The 14,857-nt window shown below is 67.9% G+C and carries 15 protein-coding genes; 5 read left to right on the forward strand and 10 right to left on the reverse strand.

The window, feature by feature from the left end:
- Positions 1-873: 873 nt before the first annotated feature.
- The 10 genes from DBR10_RS10010 to DBR10_RS10055 all read right to left on the reverse strand — a co-directional run bounded on the left by DBR10_RS10010 (position 874) and on the right by DBR10_RS10055 (position 9,687).
- On the reverse strand, positions 874-1,194 hold the full coding sequence (locus DBR10_RS10010) for a 2Fe-2S iron-sulfur cluster-binding protein (RefSeq protein WP_108504629.1): 321 nt from the start codon (positions 1,192-1,194) through the stop codon (positions 874-876).
- A 45-nt stretch (positions 1,195-1,239) separates the two neighbouring features.
- Positions 1,240-2,460 carry an NAD(P)/FAD-dependent oxidoreductase gene (locus tag DBR10_RS10015; RefSeq protein ID WP_108504630.1) on the reverse strand — a complete coding sequence of 407 codons (1,221 nt, stop codon included), beginning with the start codon at positions 2,458-2,460 and terminating at the stop codon, positions 1,240-1,242.
- 108 nt (positions 2,461-2,568) lie between these two features.
- Positions 2,569-3,351 carry a succinate dehydrogenase iron-sulfur subunit gene (locus tag DBR10_RS10020; RefSeq protein ID WP_108503937.1) on the reverse strand — a complete coding sequence of 261 codons (783 nt, stop codon included), beginning with the start codon at positions 3,349-3,351 and terminating at the stop codon, positions 2,569-2,571.
- A gap of 7 nt (positions 3,352-3,358) precedes the next feature.
- Positions 3,359-5,146 (reverse strand): succinate dehydrogenase flavoprotein subunit, encoded by a 1,788-nt coding sequence (gene sdhA / locus DBR10_RS10025; protein ID WP_108503936.1) that lies wholly within the window; start codon positions 5,144-5,146, stop codon positions 3,359-3,361.
- A complete protein-coding gene (sdhD, locus tag DBR10_RS10030) occupies positions 5,146-5,550 on the reverse strand; it encodes a succinate dehydrogenase, hydrophobic membrane anchor protein (protein WP_108503935.1) in 405 nt (134 codons plus the stop codon). Before sdhD ends, sdhA begins: the two co-directional genes overlap by 1 nt.
- A 2-nt stretch (positions 5,551-5,552) precedes the next feature.
- Positions 5,553-5,960 carry a succinate dehydrogenase, cytochrome b556 subunit gene (gene sdhC, locus DBR10_RS10035; protein ID WP_108503934.1) on the reverse strand — a complete coding sequence of 136 codons (408 nt, stop codon included), beginning with the start codon at positions 5,958-5,960 and terminating at the stop codon, positions 5,553-5,555.
- A gap of 179 nt (positions 5,961-6,139) precedes the next feature.
- Entirely contained in the window at positions 6,140-6,724 is a 585-nt protein-coding gene (locus DBR10_RS10040; protein ID WP_108503933.1) for an NUDIX domain-containing protein, read from the reverse strand.
- A 68-nt stretch (positions 6,725-6,792) separates the two neighbouring features.
- Complete coding sequence (gene zapE, locus DBR10_RS10045) at positions 6,793-7,911, reverse strand: cell division protein ZapE (protein WP_108503932.1); 1,119 nt, start codon at positions 7,909-7,911, stop codon at positions 6,793-6,795.
- A gap of 73 nt (positions 7,912-7,984) precedes the next feature.
- The gene (locus tag DBR10_RS10050; protein ID WP_158272183.1) at positions 7,985-9,055 is read right to left on the reverse strand and encodes a serine hydrolase domain-containing protein; all 1,071 of its coding nucleotides are present in this window, start codon (positions 9,053-9,055) and stop codon (positions 7,985-7,987) included.
- Positions 9,052-9,687, reverse strand: a complete 636-nt coding sequence (locus DBR10_RS10055; protein WP_108503930.1) for a hypothetical protein — start codon at positions 9,685-9,687, stop codon at positions 9,052-9,054. Before DBR10_RS10055 ends, DBR10_RS10050 begins: the two co-directional genes overlap by 4 nt.
- Before the next feature lie 100 nt (positions 9,688-9,787).
- Between DBR10_RS10055 and DBR10_RS10060 the strand changes: the two genes are divergently transcribed.
- The 5 genes from DBR10_RS10060 to addB all read left to right on the forward strand — a co-directional run.
- Positions 9,788-10,630 (forward strand): 1-acyl-sn-glycerol-3-phosphate acyltransferase, encoded by an 843-nt coding sequence (locus DBR10_RS10060; protein ID WP_199223456.1) that lies wholly within the window; start codon positions 9,788-9,790, stop codon positions 10,628-10,630.
- Positions 10,627-11,073 (forward strand): tRNA (adenosine(37)-N6)-threonylcarbamoyltransferase complex ATPase subunit type 1 TsaE, encoded by a 447-nt coding sequence (gene tsaE / locus DBR10_RS10065; RefSeq protein ID WP_108503929.1) that lies wholly within the window; start codon positions 10,627-10,629, stop codon positions 11,071-11,073. Before DBR10_RS10060 ends, tsaE begins: the two co-directional genes overlap by 4 nt.
- Positions 11,039-12,169, forward strand: a complete 1,131-nt coding sequence (gene amgK / locus DBR10_RS10070; RefSeq protein WP_108503928.1) for an N-acetylmuramate/N-acetylglucosamine kinase AmgK — start codon at positions 11,039-11,041, stop codon at positions 12,167-12,169. The genes tsaE and amgK overlap by 35 nt, the downstream gene beginning before the upstream one ends.
- A complete protein-coding gene (gene murU, locus DBR10_RS10075; RefSeq protein WP_108503927.1) occupies positions 12,166-12,882 on the forward strand; it encodes an N-acetylmuramate alpha-1-phosphate uridylyltransferase MurU in 717 nt (238 codons plus the stop codon). Before amgK ends, murU begins: the two co-directional genes overlap by 4 nt.
- Positions 12,879-14,857: double-strand break repair protein AddB (gene addB / locus DBR10_RS10080; protein WP_108556306.1), on the forward strand; the 1,979-nt coding region annotated here is incomplete at its 3' end. The genes murU and addB, both read left to right, overlap by 4 nt.

Genomic DNA, 14,857 nt, shown 5'->3' on the forward strand with positions numbered 1-14,857 from the left:
TGCATGTGTTAGGCCTGCCGCCAGCGTTCGCTCTGAGCCAGGATCAAACTCTCAGGTTGAGTTGACCGCTAACACAGACTTCAGATCATAGGAGAAAACCCACGATCCGGTTCTGGTTTGCATAGTATCTTGACGAGTTCCCAATCACATCGATGGATCAAAGCCGAAGCTTTGGTCCATGATATTCATGGTGTCTTCAAGAGACCGCATTTGTCAGCGTTCGAGATAGACCTTCTCAGTCTATCGCCAGAGCGCCGCCGCCTGCGTTTCTCTTTCCAAATCAACAATGTCAAAGACCCGAACCACCTCAGCGGCCCCATCGTTTAGCGCCCGATGTCGGCGGAGGCGGCTATCTAGCGAACCCCGAATTCCATGTCAAATCGTTTTTTCAAAACTTTCTGACTGCGCCCAGCGAACCCGGAAAATCCGGAACCGCCAGAGTGGGCAGCTTCTAGAGAAGCTTCCCAGTCCAGTCAACCGATTATTTTGAAGAAACTTCAGAACAACCACCAACTAGACTTGACACCGCGCCGCTGAAATCTTGCGAAGTCTCGGCGGCGATGTCCGGAGCGGCGCTTCTAAAGAGACGACATTCCGAAGTCAATCAACTCTTTCAGCTTTTTCAGCGGCCGGAATTCCCGGTCAGTGAAAGCGCAAAAGGATGGACCAGGGCCGCCTAGGCTTCCCTCGAATGTCCATCACCGAGTCGATTGGAGCGCGGAACCTAACGAAGCCTGCTGAACGTTGCAAGCACCCTTTCGGGGCTGCGCCGTTCGGCCGCGATGCGTTCCGAGCGAGCGGGGGATTTAGTCTCCCCCACCGGCCCTGACAAGCCCCGAGGCTTGATATATCGCCGCTCTTTTCCAGACAGGCTTAATGCTGGCTTTCCGGCAGACGCACGACCAGGCCGTCGAGTGCGTCGCTGACCTTGATCTGGCAGGACAGCCGGCTGTTGGGCTCGACGTTCTCGGCGAAGTCGAGCATCGACTCTTCCATGGCCGACTTGTCGCCGGTCTTGGCCAGCCAGGCATCGTCAACATAGACATGGCAGGTCGCGCAGGCGCAGGCCCCGCCGCAATCGGCGTCAATGCCCGGGACATTGTTCTTCACGGCGCCTTCCATGACGGTCAGGCCCGACTTGACGTCGATGACGTGCTCGGCACCGTCGTGTTGGATATAGGTGATCTTGGCCATCGGTGTCCTTGCTTCCCCCTGACGGGGCTCCCCTTTGGGCGGCTCTCAGGCTGCCACGTCTTTCATGGATACGGTGGGATCGACAAGCTTCTCCACCGAGACCGGTGTCCGCTTGGCGATCAGCTGCTTGCCCGCCATGAATTCGGGCGGCGCATTGACCGCTTCCACCGCCTGGAGCAGAGCGCCCTTCAGGTGGAAGACGGCAAACTTGGCGGCGGCGATGTCGCCCCGCACAACGATCCGGTCGGCATCATACGGCAGGCCGGCGATCTGCAGCTTCAGATCATACTGGTCCGACCAGAACCACGGCACTTCCGGCACCGGCCCGGCCCGGCCGACAATCGCGCAGGCGACCTGCTTGGCCTGTTCCAGAGCATTCGGCACGCTCTCCAGGCGAACCTGACGGTCATACAGCGCCAGGGGACGATTGCTGACATCCCCGATCGCAAAGATCCGCGCATCGCTGGTCCGCGCCTGGCCGTCGACGACAATGCCATTGGCGCAGTCCAGACCGGCTTCACGCGCCAGGTCATCATTGGGAATGGCGCCCACCCCGACCAGGGCGACGTCGCAGGCCACGGTGCGTCCATCCGCCAGACGAACCCCGGTGACGCGACCGTCGGCACCTTCAAAGGCCTCGACCCCGGCATTCAGCTCAAAGCCGACGCCGCGCGCCGTATGATAGTCTTGGAAGAAGGTCGACAGCACCTCGCAGGCCACCCGGGCCAAAACGCGGCTTTCGCGCTCGATGATCAGGGCGTGGCTGCCGAGGGCCCGGGCCGAGGCCGCAGCCTCCAGCCCGACATAGCCCCCGCCGACCACGGCGAGGCGCCGGTCGGGCCCGAGGGCGGACTTCAGTTGCTCGGCATCGGCGGCGGTGCGCAGGGACAGAACCCCCTCGAGATCCGCGCCGGGGATGTCCAGGGTCCGGGCCCGGGCCCCGGTGGCCAGCACCAGGGCGTCATAGGCGGCCGTTTCGCCCGAGGCCAGATGGACGAGGCGGGCTTCGCCGTCGATCTTCACAACCGTGCCGCCCAGCCGCAGCGAAACACCGGCCTCGGCGTACCAGTCAGCGGGCTTGAGGGCCAGGGAGTCAGCATCAGCCTCGCCCTTCAGCCAGGCCTTGCTGAGCGGCGGGCGCTGATAGGGCAGCAGCGGCTCGTCACCGATCAGCACAATCGGACCGGTATGGCCGTACTGGCGCAGAAAGGCGGCCACGGAGCCGCCGGCGTGGCCGGCACCTGCGATGACAATACGTGCGTTCAGATCGCCCGACTCGACTGCGCTCAAGGACGCGTCCTCCCTTTCGTCAAAAATGACGGCAGCGTCACCTTTTGGCAAGCGCCTTGCGCGGAGGCGACGACGCCGAACGCGTCAGACGACGCGTTCGACCATCATCTTCTTGATCTCGGCGATCGCCTTGGCCGGGTTCAGACCCTTGGGGCAAACCTGGGCGCAGTTCATGATCGTGTGGCAGCGATAGAGCTTGAAGGGATCCTCAAGTGCATCGAGACGGTCGCCGGTCGCCTCGTCGCGGCTGTCGATCAGCCAGCGATAGGCGTGCAGCAGGGCCGCCGGGCCCAGATACTTGTCGCCGTTCCACCAGTAGCTGGGGCACGAGGTCGAGCAGCAGGCGCAGAGAATGCACTCATAGAGGCCGTCAAGCTTCAGGCGGTCTTCCGGGCTCTGGCGCCATTCGGCCTGGGGCTCGGGGGTGTCAGTGTGCAGCCAGGGCTCGACCGAGGCGTACTGGGCATAGAACAGGGTCAGGTCCGGGATCAGGTCCTTGACCACCGGCGCATGTGGCAGCGGGGCGATCTGCACGGCCTTGCCCGGCACCTCGGCCCAGCCGCTGGTGCAGGCCAGGGTGTTGCGACCGCCGATGTTCATCGAGCAGGAGCCGCAGACCCCCTCCCGGCACGACCGGCGGAAGGCCAGAGTCGGGTCGATGGTGTTCTTGATATAGAGCAGGGCGTCGAGGACCATCGGCCCGACCGCGTCCATATCGACGTCATACGTATCCCAGCGCGGATTGCCGCCCGCTTCGGGATCGTAGCGATAGATCTTGAAGGTCTTGACCTTCTTGGCTCCGGCAGGGGCCGGCCAGTGCTTGCCGGCCTTGACCTGGGAGTTCTTGGGGAGCGCGAGTTCGACCATCGGACCCTCAGTAAACCCGTTGCTTCGGCGGGATGTAAGCGATGTCGTCGGACATGGTGTAGCTGTGCACCGGGCGGTAATCGATCTTCACCTTGCCGGTGTCGACATCGAGCCACGCCAGGGTGTGCTTCATCCATTCGGAGTCGTTGCGGTCACCGAAGTCCTCGCGGGCATGGGCCCCGCGGCTTTCGGTGCGGTTGGCCGCGCCGGCCACCGTCACGACGGCCTGACCGATCAGGTTGTCGAACTCCAGGGTCTCCATCAGGTCGGTGTTCCACACCAGACCGCGATCGCTGACCTTGATGTCCTTGGCCTTGTCCCAGACCGTCGCCAGACGCTGCATGCCGCCGTCGAGGGTCTCGCCGGTGCGGAACACCGCGGCGTCTTCCTGCATGGCCTTCTGCATTTCGAGGCGCAGGGCTGCGGTGCCCTGGGTGCCGTTGGCATTCCGGTAACGGTCGAAGCGCGCCAGGTGGGCGTCGGTATTGGCGTTCTTCAGCTCCGGCTGGGTGGCCTGGGGCTTGAGGATCTCGGCGCAGCGCAGGGCAGCCGCGCGTCCGAACACCACCAGGTCGATCAGCGAGTTGGAGCCGAGGCGGTTGGCCCCGTGCACCGAGACGCAGGCCGCCTCGCCCACGGCCATCAGGCCGGGGATCACCTGGTCGGGATTGTCGCCCGCCTTGGTGACGACTTCGCCGTGATAGTTCGTCGGGATGCCGCCCATATTGTAGTGGACGGTCGGCAGCACCGGGATCGGGGCCTTGGTCACGTCAACGCCGGCGAAGACCTTGGCGGTCTCGGAGATGCCGGGCAGGCGCTCATGCAGGATCTTCGGATCCAGGTGATCCAGGTGCAGGAAGATGTGGTCCTTGTTGGGACCCACGCCGCGACCTTCGCGGATCTCGATGGTCATGGCCCGGCTGACCATGTCTCGCGGAGCCAGATCCTTCACGGACGGCGCATAGCGCTCCATGAAACGCTCGCCTTCCGAGTTGGTCAGATAGCCGCCTTCGCCGCGGGCGCCTTCAGTGATCAGGCAGCCGGCGCCGTAGATGCCGGTCGGGTGGAACTGGACGAATTCCATGTCCTGCAGCGGCAGGCCGGCGCGCAGGGCCATGGCATTGCCGTCGCCGGTGCAGGTGTGAGCCGAGGTCGCCGAGAAATAGGCGCGGCCATAACCGCCGGTGGCCAGGATGACCATCTGGGCCTGGAAGCGGTGCAGGGTGCCGTCGTCGAGCTTCCAGGCGGTGATGCCCCGGCAGACGCCGTCTTCCATGATCAGGTCGAGGGCGAAGTACTCGATGAAGAATTCGGTGTCGTGGGCCAGGGACTGGCCGTACATCGTGTGCAGCATGGCGTGACCGGTGCGGTCGGCCGCCGCGCAGGTGCGCTGGATCGGGCCTTCGCCGTAGTTCTTGGTCATGCCGCCGAAGGCGCGCTGATAGATCTTGCCGTCCGCGGTGCGCGAGAAGGGCACGCCCCAGTGCTCGAGTTCATAGACGGCGGCCGGGGCGTTGCGGGTCAGGTACTCGATGGCGTCCTGGTCGCCCAGCCAGTCCGACCCCTTGACGGTGTCGAACATGTGCCAGCGCCAGTCGTCCTGGCCCATATTGCCGAGCGAGGCCGAGATGCCCCCCTGGGCCGCCACGGTGTGGCTGCGGGTCGGGAACACCTTGGTGACGCAGGCGGTCTTGAGCCCCGCCTGGGCGCAGCCGAGCGCAGCGCGGAGGCCCGAGCCGCCGGCGCCGACGACGACGACGTCGAACTTGTGGTCGATGAACTTGTAGGCCGACATCAAAAGGCTCCGGTGAGGGCGACCTTCAGGATCGAGAAGACCCCGAGGGCGCCGCTGAGCACGCAGACGAAAACGTTCAGGATGACCAAGGCGCTCTTGGTCGTGAACTTGTGGATGTAGTCCTCGATGACGACCTGAACCGCGCTTTGCAGGTGGATCAGGGCCGTCACCAGCAGCAGGCAGAGCAGCACGGCGTTGACCGGGCTGGCCAGCCACACGGCCGCACCTTCGAAATCACCGGCCGCCAGCTTCAGCCCGGCGAACACCGCCCAAAGCGACAGCGGCGCCAGGGCCAGGCCCGACACGCGCTCGGTGATGAAGTGGCTGACGCCGTGGCGCGAGGCACCGGTGCCACGGGCGCGCGACAGCGGAGTGCGGAACCGTTCGGAGTGGGTCTCGGCCATGATCAGAGCGCTCCCGTAGCGGCGGCGATCACCCAGGTGACGGCGGTGGCGACCACCGCAAAGGCGATGGCGGCGGCACCGCTCATGTCGGCCGTGCGCGGCGCAAAGCCGACCCCGGCGTCCCAGAAGGTCTGGCGGATCGTGTAGGCGATGTTGAAGAACAGGGCGAAGGTCAGGCCCAGCATGACGAGCTTGCCGAGCAGCGAGCCAAGCAGGGCCGTATAGCCGGCATAGGCGTCAGGGCCGAGGGCCAGGGCCAGGGCCCAGCCGGCCAGCAGAACCGACCCCACATAGAGGCCGATCACACAGCCGCGATGCAGGATCGAGCAGGCCATGGTGATATGCCAGCGCCACACCTGCAGGTGCGGCGACATCGGGCGCTCGGGCAGCCCCCGGCTCGTGTCGGTCATGATCGGTCCAACCCCAGTAGCCTTTGTGCGTTGCGGGATGCTTTTAAGCGCGGGGACGGGGGTGTCAACGAAGTGGTCCTTGTTGAGAAACGTTCTCAGGCCCATAGCGGGTCTCGCAAAGCGAGTTACGGACCGGGGTGCCACAGGGATGCATTCGCCCTCGACCGGACGAAAAGTCGCTAGCCGCGGAACACCGTCAGGGCCAGGTGCTGCAGCAGCATGATCGTCTTGGCGTCGCGGATGCGACCGTCGGCGATCATGGCCAGGGCCTCGTCGATCGAGGGCTCCAGCACCTCGATGTCCTCACCCTCGTCGGGATGGCCGCCGCCCTCGCCGATCCGCATGGCGGAGTCATATTCGGCGACGAAGAAGTAGAGGATCTCGGTCACCGAGCCGGGGCTCATATAGGCCTGGAACACCGGAAGGACCGCCCCGAGCCGGTAGCCCAGTTCTTCCTCGACCTCGGCCCGGATCCGCACCTCGGGTTCGGCATCGTCCAGCAGGCCGGCTGCGGCCTCGATCAGCAGATCGTCATAGCCGTTGACGAAGGCCGGGTAGCGGAACTGCCGGACCAGCAGCACCGTACGGGTCTCGAGGTTGTAGGGCAGCAACACCGCCCCGTTGCCGCGGTCATAGTGCTCGCGATGCTGGGTCTGCCACGTCCCGTCACGACGCTTCCAGTCGAAGGTCGTGGTCTTCAGGACGTACCAGTTGTCCGACAGCAGCTTCGTCTCGTGAACGCGGACCCGGTCCCTGACACTCATCTGGCTTCTCCCATCGGCGCGGCGGGCACCGAGACCGGCGCTGCCATTCGGCAGCTGCGCCCTGTTTCCTAATCCCGTACCCGCGCGACATAGTCGGCCGAGCGCATTTCCTGCAGGCGCGACACCGTCCGCTCGAACTCGAAGGCCCCGTCGCCGGCCGGATACAGCGACTCCGGCTCGGCCTCGGCCAGGGCGACCAGCTTGGCATTGGCCTCATAGAGCGCGTCGATCAGGGTGTTGAACCGCTTGGCCGCATCCCGCCGCTCAGGCGTCAGGCGCGGCACATCTTCCAGAAAGAGAGTGTGGAAGCGCTCGGCAATGGCCAGATAGTCCTGCGGCCCCAGGGCCTGCTGGCACAGGCTGGCGAACGAGGATCGCAGCAGGCCGCCGGCGACGCGCGGCAGGCGCATCTTGCGGCCAAGCACTTCCAGGGTCGCACCGGTCTCGGGCGCGCCGTCCAGCATGTCGGCCCACAGCAACTCAAACTCGCCCTGGCAGGCCTTGTCATTCGGCGACAGCCAGGTGCGGGCGGCGCGCAGGCGATCCAGCCGGAAGTCCACCGGACCGCGCACGGCCACCACATCCAGCGCCTGTTTCAGCATGTCGATAAAGGGCACGAACAGCTGGCGGTTCAGGCCGTCCTTGTAGAGGTCATCCGGCGGTCGGTTGCTGGTGGCCACCAGGGTCACGCCGCGCGCAAACAGGGCCTCGAACAATCGGCCCAGGATCATGGCGTCGGCGATGTCGGTGACCTGCAACTCGTCAAAGCAAAGCAGGCGGGCCTGGCCGGCGATCAGTTCGGCGGTCGGAGCGACCGGATCGTCACCCTTGGACTGCCCGAACCGCGCCTTGCGGGCCGCCGCGTCACCCTTGCGCCAGGCGTCGATATGGCCGTGGACCTCGGCCATGAAGGCATGAAAGTGGATCCGCCGCTTGCGGACGATGGGCGCGCTGTCGAAGAACAGGTCCATCAGCATGGACTTGCCGCGCCCGACCGGACCCCAGAGATAGACCCCCCTCTGGCTCTTGGGCTTGCGACCGAACAGCGAAAAGCCCGGCTCGCCGGCCGAGTCGAGATCGGCCTCCAGACGCGACAGGGCCTCGACGGCGGCGGCCTGGGCGGCGTCGGGACGGATCTCGCCCTGGGCCAGGCGTTCGCGATAGGCGGTTCGGAGGGATGTCGGCATCGGGTCTGCGGTTAGCGTGGGTCGGGCCCGGGGAAAAGGGTCTTGTCGGCCAGGGACGGCTCACGGACCCCGATCAGCGGCAGAAGGCCTCAGAGGCCAGGACATAACCAGGACCTTGCCCCTGCCAGAGTTCGCCGAACTCAAACCCGGCATCATCGGTGAAGACCACCAGGATTCGGCCGAGCTCAGGCGCGATAAGGTTGCGCACCTGCACACCATCGACCGAGCCGCGACGCTCGATCATCGCCACCTCGCCCGGACAGCCCTTCAGCGGCGCGCTGAACGACCAGGCCCCCAGGGCGACATAGCCGATGGCCGGATCACCGGCCCACATCACGGCCGTCGAGGCCGGGCTCACCAGGCGTTTCGCCAAAAGGGCCTGGTCAAACCGCACCAGGTCTTCCGGCGATCCGAGCAGGGCCCCGGCGGCCCCGAAGGTGGCCAGATTGACGGGCGGGACAGCTCGGCCATCGGCCCGGGCGATGATCGGTCGCTCCTGGGGCCTGGCCAGACGCAGCGAGTTCAGCTGGAGCGGCCGGGCGATGGCCTCGTCCAGCAGGCGATCATAGGTCTTGCCGGTCGCCGCTTCCAGCACGCCGGCGAGGACCAGGGTATCGCAGTTGTTGTACTCGAACCGGGTCTCCGGCGGGCTCTTGGCCGGGCCGGCGCAATAGCCCGCCGCATCCGCGTTCGACGGGGCCGCACCGGCCTCAGGCCGCAGGTAGAAGGCCGGGATCCCGCCGACCTCCGGCGTCTCGTCCGGATTGGGCAGGCCGCTGGTGTGCCGCAGCAGCTGCCGAACGGTGACCGAGCCGGTCGCGGCATTTGGGAAGGCCTTCCAGCGCGAGGCGACCGTGTCGTCCAGCGACAGGGTCTTGCGGTCGACCTCGATCATGACCAGGGCCGCCGCCACCTGCTTGCTCACCGAGCCCCAGGGCCAGACGGGCGACGCGCCGTAGGCCCCGGCCCGCTCATCGGACAGGATGCGTTCCCTGTCCGCCACCAGAACCCGTCCGGTCAGGACGGGCCCGCCGGACGCTACAAGAGCCGCCAGCGGCCTCGGTCCTGCGGGCTGAGCCAGGGCCGGCCCAACCCAGGCTGTGGCGATGGCCGCGCCGAACGCCAGGGCCAGGACGGGCCTCACGCCCCCAGATCCTTGCGCAGGAAGCGGTAGGTTTCGCGCTTTTCGCAGGCGCAGGCCTTCATCTGGCCGTCGGGGGTCCACCAGACCATCAGTGGCCAGGCAAAGCTGACGCCGTTGGCCTTCAGCAACGGGATCAGCTTGTCGACATTGGTCCGGCCGGCCTCGATGACGGCGGTCCTTGCGATGTCGCCGTCGGCCGGCTTGATGCCCGGCGCGGTCCAGGCCTCGACCGGAGTCGCCTCCCAGCGTTCAGCGAGGCTCCAACTGCGATTGACCCACAGCTCGGCCACCGTGGCGCGCTCGACCGGCGTGGACTTGGCGACGCCGTTGCGGTCGGCGCGGGCGATCTCGATCAGGCGGGTATCGACCCCCGCCTTGTGCAGCTTCGGAAACTCCTCGGCCTTGAAGCGCACGCAGTCGGGGCAGGTGCGAAAGCTCACCATATAGAGCCTGGGGCCCGGCAAGCCCGGCGAGACCCAGCCCGACTGCTCCAGGATCTTGGCAATCTCGGCCTGGTGGCGGGTGATGGTCTTGGGCCGCCAGCGCAGCTCGAGGTTCCAGTAGGCAAAGGCCCCGGCGCCGATCACGGCCAGCACGGCGACGGCGGCAAGCCAGCGCACAAACGTCTTCATCGGTCTCTCCCGCCCCCGGTCCAGATCCACAGGCTCAACGTTAAGGCGCGGCACGTCAAATGTTCTGACAGGCGGGCCCGGCCGAGGCTAAGCTCTCCCCATGCTCAACGCGTCAGAGCCCCACATCGTCGACACCCTGATCGCCGAGCGCGCGCCGCGCCTGACCGGCTCGCCGCTCTGGCCCGTGCTCCGCCCCCCGCTCTATGCCCTGCTGGGCTATGGGCGCGCCCGCCGGATGGCCGATGCCATCGCCCGCATGGGCGGCCGCAACGCCCTGGACCATGTCTCCGACCTACTGGCCCTGAAGGTCGAGGTCCGCGGCCTGGAGCACCTGCCCGCAGCCGGAAAAGTCATCATCGTCGCCAACCACCCCACGGGGATCGCCGACGGGGTCGCGGTCTATGACGCCCTGAAGGCCATGCGTCCGGACATCGTCTTCTACGCCAATGCCGACGCCCACCGGGTGTGCCCGGCGTTCGACGAGGTGCTGATTCCGGTCGAATGGGTCGAGGCCAAGCGGACCCGCGATCGCCTGCGCCTGACCCTGTCGCAGACCCGTGAGGCCCTGGAGGCAGAACGCGCCCTGATGATCTTCCCGGCCGGCCGGCTGGCCGTGAAGGACGACACGGGCCGGCTGGCCGATCCGCCCTGGGCCGCCTCGGCGGTATCGATCGCCCGCAAGCATGCCGCCCCGATCGTCCCGATCCATGTCGCCGGCCCGTGGTCGACCCTGTTCCACCTGTTCGACCGCCACTCGCGGGAACTGCGCGACATCACCCTGTTTCACGAGCTGCTGAACAAGCAGGGCCGCCAGTTCCGCCTGACCGTGGGTCGCCCGATTGATCCGGACAGCCTGCCGGACGATGCGACGGAAGCCACGGCCGTCCTGAAACGCTATGTGGAAGAGGTTCTGGAATCGCATCCCGAGAGTTCGCCGACGTGACGACCCTTGCCCTCGCCGACGAGGCCGCCACCCAGGCCCTGGGCCAGGCCCTGGCCCGCCATCTGAAAGCCGGGGACGCCCTCTGCCTGACGGGCCCGCTCGGGGCCGGCAAGTCGACCCTGGCGCGGGCCCTGATCCGGGCCCTGACCACGCCGGACGAAGAGGTGCCCAGCCCGACCTTCACCCTCGTGCAGTTCTATGAGACGGCGGCCTTCCCGCTCGCCCATTTCGACCTCTACCGCCTGAGCGATCCGGACGAGGCCTATGAGATCGGTCTCGACGAGGCCCTCGACGGCGGCGTCGCCCTGATTGAATGGCCGCAAAGGCTGGAAGGGCGTTTGCCACTCAACCGGCTCGATATAGACATCGCCCTCGACGGCGACGCCCGGCGCGTCTCCGTCACCCCGCATGGCGATTTCAAAGGCCGCACCCTTGAGTTCTGAGCGTCCCCCAGTTTCCGACAGAGAGACGGCCAAGGCCGCATTCCTGGCTGCCCATGGTTTCGGTGACCTGCGGCGCGAAAGCCTGGGGGGCGATGCCTCGACGCGGGCCTATGAGCGCCTGCACGGGACGGATGGCTCCAGCCTGATCTTCATGGACCAGCCGCCCTCGGTCGAGACCGCCCCCTGTCCGCCGACGGCCACGCAGGCCGAGCGCGCCGCCCTCGGCTACAATGCCCTGGCCCGCCTGGCCGCCGGGCGGGTCGACGCCTTTGTCGCCTGTGCCGGCTGGCTGAAGGCCCAGGGCCTGTCGGCACCCACAGTGCTGGCCGCCGATCCGGTGGCCGGTCTGGCCGTACTGGAAGACCTGGGCGACGACCTCTATGCCCGGCTGATCGAGACCGGCACCGACGAGGCTCCGCTCTATGACGCCGCCATCGACGGCCTGCTGGCGATCCATGCCGCCCCGACCCCAGGGGTGCTGGACTTCGACGGCTCGACCTGGCCGCTGCTGGCCTTCGACGACCTGGCCCTGAAAACGGCGCACGACATCTTTGTCGAATGGCAGCCGAAGTTCCGCGATGTGGCGTTCGATGACGCAGCCCTGGCCGAGTGGGAAGCCATCTGGGCCCCGATCCGGGCCACCGGCGAGGCCGGCGCCACGGTGTTCTGCCATCGCGACTATCACGCCGAGAACCTGATCTGGCTGCCGCAGCGTACCGGCGCGGCCCGGGTGGGCATGCTCGACTTCCAGGATGCGGTCCTGGCCCATCCGGCCTGGGACCTTTCGATGCTGCTGCATGACGCGCGGCGGACCGTGTCACCGCAGCGCGAGGCGGTCTGCCTTGAGCGCTATCTGGCCGCCCGGCCCGAGCTGGATCGCACCGCCTTCCTGGCCGACTACCACGCCCTCGGCGCGCTCAACATCATCCGCATCCTGGGCATCTTTGCCCGGCTGGTGACCCGCGACGGCAAGCCCCGCTATGCCGACTTCATTCCCAGGCTCTGGACCTATCTGGACGTCTGTTTCGCCGATCCGGCCCTGAAGGACCTCAAGGCCTGGTTCGACACCCATGTGCCGGTGGAGGCTCGCCGATGAGCGGTCCGAAGACGGCGATGGTGCTGGCCGCCGGCCTCGGTACCCGCATGCGGCCGCTCACCGACGACCGGCCCAAGGCCCTGGTCGAGGTCGGTGGCCGGGCCCTGATCGACCATATGCTGGACCGCCTGGCCGACGCCGGGGTCGAGACCGCCGTGGTCAATGTCCATGCCTTCGCCGACCGGCTCGAAGCGCACCTTCAGGCCCGGCAGGCGACGGGCGCTGCCCCGCAGATCGTGATTTCGGACGAACGCCCGCAGGCGCTGGAAACCGGCGGCGGCATCCGGAACGCCCTGCCCCTGCTGGGCGAGGGGCCCGTCTGGGTCGCCAACATCGATTCGGTCTGGATCGAGAGCGGACTGCCCGCCCTCAACGCCGTCGCGGCCGCCTGGGATCCCGAGGCGATGGACGTCTGCCTGATGCTGGCCCCGACGGTCGGCTCCCTGGGCTTCCACGACAGCGGCGATGTTTTCCTTGCAAACGGGCTCGTCCGCTTCAAGGCCCCGGGCGAGACCGCGCCGCTGGTCTATGTCGGCGTCCATATCTGCAGGCCGCAGATCACCGCCGACGGTCCAGAGGGCCCCTTCTCCCTGACCCCGATCTGGAAGGCGCTTGCCGCTGAGGGCCGGGTGCACGGCGTCGCGCCCGAAGGCCTCTGGATGCATGTCGGCGATCCGGTGGCCCGTGACCTCGCTGAGGCAAAACTGGCATGATCCCCACCGGGCCCTTCGACCGCGCGGGGCCACGCTGGTTCTCGATCCCGGCCCACCGGCCGTTTGTCGACGATCTGGCCCGGGGTTTCCTCGACGCCCTGTCGCACATGGGTCCCGAAGCCCTGCCGCGCGCCACCATCCTGACCCCGACCAAGCGCGGGGCCCGGGCCGTGGCCGACGCCCTGCTGGCCGCCAGCGGCGGCAAGGCCCTGCTGCTGCCGCAGATCCGCCCGCTGGGCGACCTGGACGAGGGCGAGCCGCCGTTCGAGCCCGGCGATCTGGCCCTCGACCTGCCACCGGCCATCGCCTCGCGTCGCCGCCGGTTCGAGCTGGCCCGCATCGTCGTCGACCATGCCGACCTGCTGAGCTTCAGCCCCGGCGCGTCCCAGGCGCTGGAAATGGCCAAGGCCCTGGCCGAGTTTCTCGACAGCTGCCGGATCGAGGAGGTCGCCACCGACGACCGGCTGGACAGCCTGGCCGACGGCGATCTGGCCCGCCACTGGCAGGTTTCGGCAAGATTTCTCAAGGCCGTGCTGGCCGCCTGGCCGCAACGCCTGGACACCCTGGGCCTGATCGACGTCGCCGACCGCCGGGTGCGGCTGTTGCGAGCCCTGGCCCAGCGCTGGACCGAGCATCCGCCGACCGAGGTGCTGGTCGCCGCCGGCTCGACCGGCACCGCTCCGGCCACCGCCGACCTGCTGCGCGTCGTCGCCGCCGCCCCGCTGGGGGCCGTGGTGCTGCCGGGTCTGGACGAGGATCTGGCCGAAACCGCCTGGGAGAAGGTCGGCGAGCAGCATCCGCAGGGGGCCATGAAACGGCTTCTGGACCGCAGCGGCGTCACCCGCGCCGATGTCCGCCCGTGGTTCCCGCAGAGCGACAGCCGGGGCCGCTGGCGGCGGCGCATCGTCAACGAGGCCCTGCGCCCGGCCGAGGCCACGGCCGACTGGCTGGCCCAGATCGACAGCCTGCGGGCCGAGGCTCCGGGCCTGGATCCCGTCGCCGAGGGTCTGAAAGGTCTGGCCGTGATCACGGCCAGGACCGAGGACGATGCCGCCGGGGCCTGCGCCCTGCTGCTGCGCGAAGCCCTCGAGGTGCCGGGTCGCACCGCCGCCCTGGTGACGCCCGACCAGACCCTGGCCCGCCGGGTCACCGCCCGGCTGCAGCGATGGGGGGTGATCCCCGACAGCTCGGCCGGCGCGCCCCTGGCGGCCAGCCCGGCCGCCATCCTGGTCCAGCACCTGGCCGGCCTGGTCGTTCAGCCGCTGGATCCCGTGCGCCTGCTGGCCCTGGCCAAACACCCGCTGATCCGCGACGAAACAGATCCGGCCGCTTCGATCACCCTGGAGCTGAAGGGCCTGCGCGGCCCCACCCCGCCGTCGCAGCCGGTCCTGCTGAAGAAGCTTGCGGACCATCCGGATGCGCGCGCCCTGGCCGAGCGCCTTCTGGCCGCCGTCGCCCATGCCGCCGCGCCCTATGTCGAAGGCCTGGCCCCGCCGGCCCAGGCGGCCCTGGCACTGACCCAGGCCCTTGAGAGCCTGACCGATCCCGACCGGCTGTGGGTGGGCTCGGCCGGCGAGAGCCTCGGCGGTCTGCTCTCGGCCCTGATCGAGGACGGGGTCGTGCTGCCGAAGGCCACGCCCCAGGCCTTTGCCGACATCCTCGACCGGCTGGTCAATGAAGAGACCCTGCGGGTCGGCGGAGCCACCCATCCGCGCCTGCGCATCCTTGGGGCCATCGAGGCCCGCCTGGTGCGGGCCGACCGGCTGGTGCTGGCCGGACTGGAAGAGGGAGTCTGGCCGCAGGGCGCGCCGATCGATCCCTTCCTGTCGCGGCCGATGCGCGAAAAGCTGGGCCTGCCGCCACCCGAGCGCCGGGTCGGCCTGACCGCCCATGACTTCGCCCAGGCCGCCAGCGCCCCGGACGTGATCCTGGTCCATTGCGAGCGGCGGGGCGGGGCTCCTGCGGTCGAGTCACG

Origin of the sequence: Caulobacter sp. HMWF025 (assembly GCF_003060965.1) — a bacterium.
Taxonomy (GTDB): Bacteria; Pseudomonadota; Alphaproteobacteria; order Caulobacterales; family Caulobacteraceae; genus Caulobacter.

Excerpts from the sequence above, each read along its gene's own strand:
- DBR10_RS10020 (WP_108503937.1), bottom strand. The coding sequence starts at position 3,351 with ATGGTCGAACTCGCGCTCCCCAAGAACTCCCAGGTCAAGGCCGGCAAG.
- sdhC (WP_108503934.1), bottom strand. The coding sequence starts at position 5,960 with ATGACCGACACGAGCCGGGGGCTGCCCGAGCGCCCGATGTCGCCGCAC.
- DBR10_RS10055 (WP_108503930.1), bottom strand. The coding sequence starts at position 9,687 with ATGAAGACGTTTGTGCGCTGGCTTGCCGCCGTCGCCGTGCTGGCCGTG.
- amgK (WP_108503928.1), top strand. The coding sequence starts at position 11,039 with ATGGCGATTTCAAAGGCCGCACCCTTGAGTTCTGAGCGTCCCCCAGTT.
- sdhD (WP_108503935.1), bottom strand. The coding sequence starts at position 5,550 with ATGGCCGAGACCCACTCCGAACGGTTCCGCACTCCGCTGTCGCGCGCC.
- murU (WP_108503927.1), top strand. The coding sequence starts at position 12,166 with ATGAGCGGTCCGAAGACGGCGATGGTGCTGGCCGCCGGCCTCGGTACC.
- DBR10_RS10010 (WP_108504629.1), bottom strand. The coding sequence starts at position 1,194 with ATGGCCAAGATCACCTATATCCAACACGACGGTGCCGAGCACGTCATC.
- DBR10_RS10060 (WP_199223456.1), top strand. The coding sequence starts at position 9,788 with ATGCTCAACGCGTCAGAGCCCCACATCGTCGACACCCTGATCGCCGAG.
- sdhA (WP_108503936.1), bottom strand. The coding sequence starts at position 5,146 with ATGTCGGCCTACAAGTTCATCGACCACAAGTTCGACGTCGTCGTCGTC.
- zapE (WP_108503932.1), bottom strand. The coding sequence starts at position 7,911 with ATGCCGACATCCCTCCGAACCGCCTATCGCGAACGCCTGGCCCAGGGC.
- DBR10_RS10040 (WP_108503933.1), bottom strand. The coding sequence starts at position 6,724 with ATGAGTGTCAGGGACCGGGTCCGCGTTCACGAGACGAAGCTGCTGTCG.